Origin of the sequence: Longimicrobium sp., assembly GCF_036280135.1 — a bacterium.
Taxonomy (GTDB): domain Bacteria; phylum Gemmatimonadota; class Gemmatimonadetes; order Longimicrobiales; family Longimicrobiaceae; genus Longimicrobium.
In genome coordinates this window covers 1-6,276 of the sequence record NZ_DASURI010000593.1, presented here as the reverse complement: position 1 = coordinate 6,276, position 6,276 = coordinate 1, and the positions used below count along the sequence as shown (strand labels likewise).

Here is a 6,276-nt window from a genome sequence, read left to right as displayed (position 1 = left end):
CCCCTCCGGGCTCGCGGAGCTCGCCCACCTCCCCCAATAACCCCTGGGGGAGGTTGAACTGCGGTGGCTTTCATCCCGCAGGGTGCGCGTAGCGCCGAATGACCCAGGATGACACTCTTTCGCCTGGAGGAGAGGAGTTGTCCGAACGCCTCCTCCGCCAGGAGCGTCATCCTGAGGAGCCGCCGCGCGATGCCTGCCCGCGCGTGGTCAATGGCGGCGACGAAGGATCTTGCCCGCGAAGCTCTGCGGCGACTCGCGTGCACGGATTCCGCCTCCGAGTCTCGCACACAAGATCCTTCGATCGCGCGCAAAGGCTGATGCGCGTTCAGGTTGCACGCGTGCGCTCCCTGAATAGAAAGTGCAGGCTCGGGAGCTTGTGGCAGCCTCCGCGCGAGCGCCCCCTCCGGGCTCGCGGAGCTCGCCCACCTCCCCCAAAACCCCTGGGGGAGGTTGAACTGCGGTGGCTTTCATCCGCAGGGTGCGCGCAGCGCCGAATGACTCAGGATGACACCCTTTCGCCTGGAGGAGAGGAGTCGTCCGAACGCCTCCTCCGCCAGGAGCGTCATCCTGAGGAGCCGCCGCGCGATGCCTGCCCGCGCGTGGTCGATGTCGGCGGCGAAGGATCTTGCCCGCGAAGCTCTGCGGCGACTCTCGTGCACGGCTTCCGCCTCCGAGTTTCGCACACAAGATCCTTCGATCGCGCCCAAAGGCTGATGCGCGTTCAGTTTGCGCACGGGCGCTCCCTCGGGATGACGCTCTTTCGCGGGGTGTCGAGGGAGAAGGTCCTTTCGCTCCAGATGAAGCACAGCTCAACCTCCCCCAGGAGTTTTTGGGGGAGGTGGGCGAGCTCCGCGAGCCCGGAGGGGGCGCGCGCGGGCGTCGCGTCCAAAGTCCGACGCGCGTTCAGGTTGCGCGCGGGCCACTCCTCCGGAAGATGCGCCGCAGGGATACAGGAAGCGAAACGTGCACGCAGAGAGGCTTGCGTTTCACGCACCTTTCTGCATCTTCAGGAGCATTCTCCAACAGGCCCCGGTCCGCCGGACCGGGCGGAACCCGTACGCGGAGCACCCGTCATGAAGCTCAACCCCGAAGAGCTGGACATCGTGTCATTCCCCACGGAGCCGGGCGGTGCCGACGCGCTCGCCGCGACCACCGTCGGGCCCCAGCGGCCCACGGACCCCACGCCGGACTCGCGCTGCTTCGTCTGCGACTGAGCGAGCCCCGTTTCCACACCACCCGGAGAACTGCCATGAAGCTGAATCCCGAAGAGCTGGAGATCGTCTCGTTCGAGACGGACGAGCTGTCGGCGTACGCGCCCGTCACGGTGGACCAGGGCTTTCCCACGCCGGACTCGCGCTGCTTCGTCTGCGACTGATGGACGGCAGGGCCTGACGTTACCCGCCGCGGTGCGGCGGTCACTCCTCACGTAAACGGACGGATTCGCATGGAAAAGCCCAAGCTGGACCTCAGTGAGCTGGAAGTGACGTCGTTCGCCACCGGGTCCACGACCCTCCCGGGCATCGACACGATCATCATCAGCCCGGCCGATCCCACGGCGGCCACGCACTGCTACGTCTGCCCCGTGCGCACGAACGACTGTTACTGAGCCGTTCGCCGGGTGAATGACGATCCGGCCCCGCCGTCTCCCCTCCGGGGAGGTGGCGGGGCCGAATCGTCGCAGTGGTGCCGCTTGCCTTTCACGCTGGTTTGTGCATATTCCAGCACGCGCACGTAATCCGCCACCGAACAACACAAAGAGGAAGTCATGGCGCTCAAGCTCTCCGATCTGGAAGTGACGTCGTTCACCACCAGCACCATCGCCGACAAGACGCTGCCCACCATCGACAATCCCAACGAGCCCACGCCGGCCACGTTCTGCTACCACTGCCCGGGCTACACGTCGGACTGCGTCTGAGCCGGTTCCGCCGCGCGGCGTGGGCACGCGTCCATGCCGCGCCGGTTTCACTCCCGTTCCCGGAGCCTGTCCCCATGCTCAAGCTGAGCGCCGACGACGTGACGGTGGAGTCGTTTCACACGCAGGACGGCGACATCGTGATGCTCCCCACGCTGGACGAGCCCACGCCGGGTACGCGCTGCGGCTGGTGTCCGGCGGCCACGTCGGACTGCGTCTGAGCCGGTCCCGCCGCGCGGCATGGGCAGGCAGCCTGTCCATGCCGCGCCGTTCATCCCCCTTCCCGGAGCCTGTCCCATGCTCAAGCTGAACGCGGACGACGTGACGGTGGAGTCGTTCCCCACGCAGGAGACCGACACGGAGCTGCTGCCCACCAACGATCCCACGCCGGCCACGCGCTGCCGCTGGTGCCCGGAGCCCACCTTTACCTGCCCCTGAGCCAGGAGGACGTCATGAAGCTGAACCCCGAAGAGCTCGAAGTCATCTCGTTCGACGTGACGGACGCCGAGACGGAGGCCGTCCTGGCGACGGGCACGTGCACGGCCTTCCCCACGCCGGCCACGCGGTGCTTCATCTGCCCGCCCATCACGTACGACTGCGCCTGATCCCGCGTCGAACCGGAGCGTGCCCATGAAGACGTCCCGCCTGGACCTGGAGGAGCTGGCCGTCTCGTCGTTCGAGACGGGCCGCATGGCCCCGGGGCAGATGCAGTCGCCCGACGTGGACAACCCCACGGCCATGAGCTACTGCGAAGTGTGCCCCGTGTACACCGACAACTGCTGACCTCCCGGAGAGCACGATGAAGCTGAACCCCGAAGCCCTGCGGGTGGTGTCGTTCCAGACGGAGGAGGCGGCCGTCCAGTCCATGGTCACCCTTCTCCCGAACGAGACCGGCGCGCCCACGGCGGCCACGATGTGCGAGATCTGCGCGAGCGATTCCGGCTGCTGGTAAAACGGCTTTCCGAGAGGACAAACCCGATGAAGCTGCGCCTTGCCGACCTGCGGGTCTCTTCGTTTGAGACCGCCGCGACGAGCGCCGTCCAGCTGCCCCACACCAACGATCCCACGGCGCAGACGTACTGCGACTGGTGCCCGCTGGCGACGGAAGCAAACTGCTGGTAACCCCCATCACCCCACACGAGGAGGCGAACATGGACAAGTTCACGCTGAACCTGGAAGACCTCGCGGTCACGTCGTTCGATACGACGAGCGCGTACGTCTCGCCCGACATCATCGCTCCGACGACGGATCCCACGGCGGCGACGCGCTGCTTCATCTGCCCGCCGCGCACGCTCGACTGCTACTGATCCGCGGCTGGCGGACGACGTCGATCCGCCGGCACCCTTTCCTCGAAAGGAGCGAAGATGGAAAAGCCCGTGCTGAACCCCGAGGACCTGGTGGTGACGTCGTTCGACACGACGTTCGGCGGCTTCCAGGAGAGCCAGCCGACGACGGACGATCCCACGCCCAACACCCGCTGCTTCGACTGCCCGCCCTGATCCGGGGCCCGAAGCATCGATGAAGCGAAACAAAGAACGGGGAGCCCGCATCGGGCTCCCCGTTCTCGTTCGGGCGGGAGACTGCCGTTGCCGGCCGTCCCCTGTCCCCTGTAACCCGCCGTTCAGGCCGTCACAGCGAGCCGTCCAGGTACAGGTCCACCCGCCACCCCGTGGGCGAGCGAAGGGCCCGGGCCAGGTCCACGCGGATCAGCCCGTCCAAAAAGCTGGCGCCCACGCCGGCCGAGAGCAGCGGCGGATCAAAGTCCCACGCGTCGCGCGCCCCCGCCCAGCCCGCGTCGCTGAACAGCACCAGGCGCGCGGCCGGCAGCGGCGTGGCCACCTCGCCCCGCGCGCGCCAGAACGACTCGCCGCCCAGCAGCGCGCCCTCGTAGCCGCGCACGGTGCTGGCCCCGCCCAGGTACCACATCCCCTGCAGGGGAACGTCGCCCGTGGTGGTGCCGGCGGCCGTCTCCAGCGCCAGGGCAAAGCGGCCCAGGGACGGCACCGTCAGCCGCGCCGTGGCCTGGCCGCGGCCGTACTCGAAGGTGCCGGCCTGGCCCTCCACCCACGTACCGACGTTCAGCCGCGCCGCGCTGCGGTCCGAGCCAAAGGCGCGCGACAGGGCCAGCGAGGCGCCGCCCTGGTCCGCGCGGTCCGCCGGACGCACGCCGCGGAACGGCTCCTCGTCCCACGCCCGCGCCAGGCTGACCTGCGTGGTGCGGCTCACGGGGTGCTGGTGCTCGCCGAACAGGCGCCACGCGTACGACCAGCGGCCCGCGCGCACGGGCTCGCTGGTGAGCTCCGCGCCGCTGGCGCGCAGGTAGTCGGCCTCGTCGCGGCCCAGCACCAGCGCGTTGAGCGAGGCGCCCAGCCCCAGCGCGCGGCTCTGCGGATCGAACGCGGACAGGCGCCGGTAGCCGGCCAGCCGCGTGCGCCGGCCCAGCGACTCGCGCGTGATGCCCAGCGTGGCGGACGGCTCCAGGTCGCCCACGCCCAGGCGCGCCTCGCCGCCCAGGGTGAGCGGCCCCCACGCCACGTCGGCCCGCACGCCGGCGGAGAGCGCCTCCACGCGGTTGTAGCGCAGGGCGGTGAAGCCCGTCGTGAGCTCGGGCGCGAAGTCGCCCATGCGGCCCAGCGACGGCGTGAGCACGCGGGCCAGCGACTCTACCTCCTCGCCCGTGATGAGCCGGGCGTTGCCCTCGGCCAGGGGCGGCGGCAGGTCGGCGCTGGCGAGCAGGGCGGCCGTGTCGGCCGGCACCTCCACGCGCCAGCGCTGGCACCGGCCGTTGCTGCACTCGCACGTCTCGCCCGCCGCCTTTGCCTGCTCCTCGCAGACGCGCGCGGCGGTGGTGTCGCGCTGGGCCAGCACGGAGACGGGGGCCTGCTGCGGCGTGGGCGACGCCTCTACCTCGTAGTCGGCGTAGCTGCGCTCGAAGCGCACGGGCACGCCGGCCAGGATGCCCAGGTTGGCCTGCGCGTCCACGGCCACCAGGCGCGGCAGCCAGTAGCGGCCCTGGAACAGGGCGTACTCCACGGTGACGTAGCGCACCTCCGCGCGGATGGCGCCAAAGGTGTTCACCACGCGGGGGATGTCGTCGCCCGCGTCGCGGCGCAGGTCGAACGCCCGCGCCGTGCTCAGCACGCTGCGGGCGACGCCGTGCGTCTGCTCGTCGATCCACAGGGTGCCGCGCAGCAGGCGAAAGTCGCGGCGGCGGGGGATGATCTCCAGCTGGATGAGCCGCAACCGCGAGCCGTCGGGCAGGCGCACGGTCGTCGTGTCGCCGGAGCGAAAGCGGTAGTGCGCCTCGCTGCCGGGGAGCAGCGGGTCGATGGGCGGGCCCGTCTCGACGTTGATGGTGACGCCGGCCGTGTCACGCCGGCTGTCGACGGAGACGCGGGCGCCGGTGCTGTCGCGGCGGGTGCGCACGCCCTCGGCGCGCTGCTCGTCGTCGTCGCGGTCGCCCGCGCCAAAGGCAAAGAGGTTGAGCTGCAGCTGGTCCGGGTCGAACGCCAGGTCGGTGACCTCGCTCTGCAGGTTCTCGGGGACCTCGATGCCGCGGCTGGCGGCGGGCGAGGCCTCGCGCGCGCCCAGCACGCGCACGTTGCCCGTCTGGTCGCGCCGCCACTCGATGCGCACGGCCATCTCGCGGCCAAAGAGCGTGCGGTCGCGGCTGGCGGCGTTGAGGCCGGCGTACACGCGCTCGCGCGCGGTGACGCGGTACAGGTCGATGGTGCGCTCCACGCGCTGCCTGCGCTCGCGCGCGCCCGCCACGAGCGAGCGGGCGGTCGGGTCCAGGTAGGCGGAGGCGGTGTCCTGCGGAAGAGCCGCCGGAGGCGCGGCGGGCGTGCCCTGGAGCAAAGCGGCCAGGGCGGCGGTCAGTAGCATGGGAGAAAAACCGGATTCCGGGGGGAACACTTCGGTTGGCGCGTCTGCGTACGCCGCACCCCCCGCGCGTGTTTCATGGGAACTGATTTCTCACGCAGAGGGAGCAGAGGCAGCAGAGTACTTCAAACGCTGGATCTGCCCCGATTGCAAGGACACCGGGTTAGTGGGGGATCAAGCGGCTTTTGGAAGCGTCGCGCGCGTCGCTTCCAAAAGCCGCTTGTCGAACTCCGCCGGCGTCAGGTACCCCAAGCTGGAGTGCCGGCGCTGGCGGTTGTACCACACCTCCAGGAACTCGAAGATCGCTCGCCTCGCTTCTGTGCGCGTCTCCCAGTGCGCGTCCTCGATCAGCTCGATCTCCAGGGTTGCGAAGAAGCTCTCCGCTACCGCGTTGTCCCAGCAGTTGCCCTTGCGGCTCATGCTGACGACCGCCTTCTGCGCCTCCAGCAGCTCTCGGTACTCGTTCGACGCGTACTGAACAC

General features: G+C 69.8%; 14 protein-coding genes. 12 read left to right on the top strand and 2 right to left on the bottom strand.

Annotated features, from left to right (window positions below; genetic code table 11):
* Positions 1-1,073: 1,073 nt before the first annotated feature.
* From VFZ20_RS19190 to VFZ20_RS19135, 12 genes are all read left to right on the top strand, one after another.
* Complete coding sequence (locus VFZ20_RS19190) at positions 1,074-1,214, top strand: hypothetical protein (protein ID WP_329685545.1); 141 nt, start codon at positions 1,074-1,076, stop codon at positions 1,212-1,214.
* Between the two features lie 35 nt (positions 1,215-1,249).
* Complete coding sequence (locus tag VFZ20_RS19185; RefSeq protein WP_329685544.1) at positions 1,250-1,375, top strand: hypothetical protein; 126 nt, start codon at positions 1,250-1,252, stop codon at positions 1,373-1,375.
* 69 nt (positions 1,376-1,444) lie between these two features.
* Complete coding sequence (locus tag VFZ20_RS19180; protein WP_329685543.1) at positions 1,445-1,606, top strand: hypothetical protein; 162 nt, start codon at positions 1,445-1,447, stop codon at positions 1,604-1,606.
* A gap of 159 nt (positions 1,607-1,765) precedes the next feature.
* On the top strand, positions 1,766-1,915 hold the full coding sequence (locus VFZ20_RS19175; RefSeq protein WP_329685542.1) for a hypothetical protein: 150 nt from the start codon (positions 1,766-1,768) through the stop codon (positions 1,913-1,915).
* 74 nt (positions 1,916-1,989) lie between these two features.
* Complete coding sequence (locus VFZ20_RS19170; RefSeq protein WP_329685541.1) at positions 1,990-2,133, top strand: hypothetical protein; 144 nt, start codon at positions 1,990-1,992, stop codon at positions 2,131-2,133.
* Between the two features lie 76 nt (positions 2,134-2,209).
* Entirely contained in the window at positions 2,210-2,350 is a 141-nt protein-coding gene (locus VFZ20_RS19165) for a hypothetical protein (RefSeq protein WP_329685540.1), read from the top strand.
* A 14-nt stretch (positions 2,351-2,364) separates the two neighbouring features.
* The gene (locus VFZ20_RS19160; RefSeq protein WP_329685539.1) at positions 2,365-2,517 is read left to right on the top strand and encodes a hypothetical protein; all 153 of its coding nucleotides are present in this window, start codon (positions 2,365-2,367) and stop codon (positions 2,515-2,517) included.
* A 25-nt stretch (positions 2,518-2,542) separates the two neighbouring features.
* Entirely contained in the window at positions 2,543-2,695 is a 153-nt protein-coding gene (locus VFZ20_RS19155) for a hypothetical protein (protein ID WP_329685538.1), read from the top strand.
* A 16-nt stretch (positions 2,696-2,711) separates the two neighbouring features.
* Positions 2,712-2,864 (top strand): hypothetical protein, encoded by a 153-nt coding sequence (locus VFZ20_RS19150; protein ID WP_329685537.1) that lies wholly within the window; start codon positions 2,712-2,714, stop codon positions 2,862-2,864.
* Positions 2,865-2,890: 26 nt separating this feature from the next.
* A complete protein-coding gene (locus VFZ20_RS19145) occupies positions 2,891-3,034 on the top strand; it encodes a hypothetical protein (protein ID WP_329685536.1) in 144 nt (47 codons plus the stop codon).
* 29 nt (positions 3,035-3,063) lie between these two features.
* Positions 3,064-3,219 carry a hypothetical protein gene (locus VFZ20_RS19140; protein WP_329685535.1) on the top strand — a complete coding sequence of 52 codons (156 nt, stop codon included), beginning with the start codon at positions 3,064-3,066 and terminating at the stop codon, positions 3,217-3,219.
* Between the two features lie 57 nt (positions 3,220-3,276).
* On the top strand, positions 3,277-3,411 hold the full coding sequence (locus VFZ20_RS19135) for a hypothetical protein (protein WP_329685534.1): 135 nt from the start codon (positions 3,277-3,279) through the stop codon (positions 3,409-3,411).
* Between the two features lie 130 nt (positions 3,412-3,541).
* On the opposite strand, the gene VFZ20_RS19130 is transcribed toward VFZ20_RS19135, so the two are convergent.
* Together VFZ20_RS19130 and VFZ20_RS19125 are read right to left on the bottom strand one after the other, a co-directional pair.
* Positions 3,542-5,797 carry a BamA/TamA family outer membrane protein gene (locus VFZ20_RS19130; RefSeq protein WP_329685533.1) on the bottom strand — a complete coding sequence of 752 codons (2,256 nt, stop codon included), beginning with the start codon at positions 5,795-5,797 and terminating at the stop codon, positions 3,542-3,544.
* Positions 5,798-5,968: 171 nt separating this feature from the next.
* Positions 5,969-6,276, bottom strand: a 308-nt coding sequence (locus VFZ20_RS19125) for an integrase core domain-containing protein (RefSeq protein ID WP_329685532.1), incomplete at its 5' end; no start/stop codon positions are given.

What these genes read in the sequence shown, in the direction of transcription:
- VFZ20_RS19190 (WP_329685545.1), top strand. Translation starts at nt 1,074, where the DNA reads ATGAAGCTCAACCCCGAAGAGCTGGACATCGTGTCATTCCCCACGGAG.
- VFZ20_RS19185 (WP_329685544.1), top strand. Translation starts at nt 1,250, where the DNA reads ATGAAGCTGAATCCCGAAGAGCTGGAGATCGTCTCGTTCGAGACGGAC.
- VFZ20_RS19180 (WP_329685543.1), top strand. Translation starts at nt 1,445, where the DNA reads ATGGAAAAGCCCAAGCTGGACCTCAGTGAGCTGGAAGTGACGTCGTTC.
- VFZ20_RS19175 (WP_329685542.1), top strand. Translation starts at nt 1,766, where the DNA reads ATGGCGCTCAAGCTCTCCGATCTGGAAGTGACGTCGTTCACCACCAGC.
- VFZ20_RS19170 (WP_329685541.1), top strand. Translation starts at nt 1,990, where the DNA reads ATGCTCAAGCTGAGCGCCGACGACGTGACGGTGGAGTCGTTTCACACG.
- VFZ20_RS19165 (WP_329685540.1), top strand. Translation starts at nt 2,210, where the DNA reads ATGCTCAAGCTGAACGCGGACGACGTGACGGTGGAGTCGTTCCCCACG.
- VFZ20_RS19160 (WP_329685539.1), top strand. Translation starts at nt 2,365, where the DNA reads ATGAAGCTGAACCCCGAAGAGCTCGAAGTCATCTCGTTCGACGTGACG.
- VFZ20_RS19155 (WP_329685538.1), top strand. Translation starts at nt 2,543, where the DNA reads ATGAAGACGTCCCGCCTGGACCTGGAGGAGCTGGCCGTCTCGTCGTTC.
- VFZ20_RS19150 (WP_329685537.1), top strand. Translation starts at nt 2,712, where the DNA reads ATGAAGCTGAACCCCGAAGCCCTGCGGGTGGTGTCGTTCCAGACGGAG.
- VFZ20_RS19145 (WP_329685536.1), top strand. Translation starts at nt 2,891, where the DNA reads ATGAAGCTGCGCCTTGCCGACCTGCGGGTCTCTTCGTTTGAGACCGCC.
- VFZ20_RS19140 (WP_329685535.1), top strand. Translation starts at nt 3,064, where the DNA reads ATGGACAAGTTCACGCTGAACCTGGAAGACCTCGCGGTCACGTCGTTC.
- VFZ20_RS19135 (WP_329685534.1), top strand. Translation starts at nt 3,277, where the DNA reads ATGGAAAAGCCCGTGCTGAACCCCGAGGACCTGGTGGTGACGTCGTTC.
- VFZ20_RS19130 (WP_329685533.1), bottom strand. Translation starts at nt 5,797, where the DNA reads ATGCTACTGACCGCCGCCCTGGCCGCTTTGCTCCAGGGCACGCCCGCC.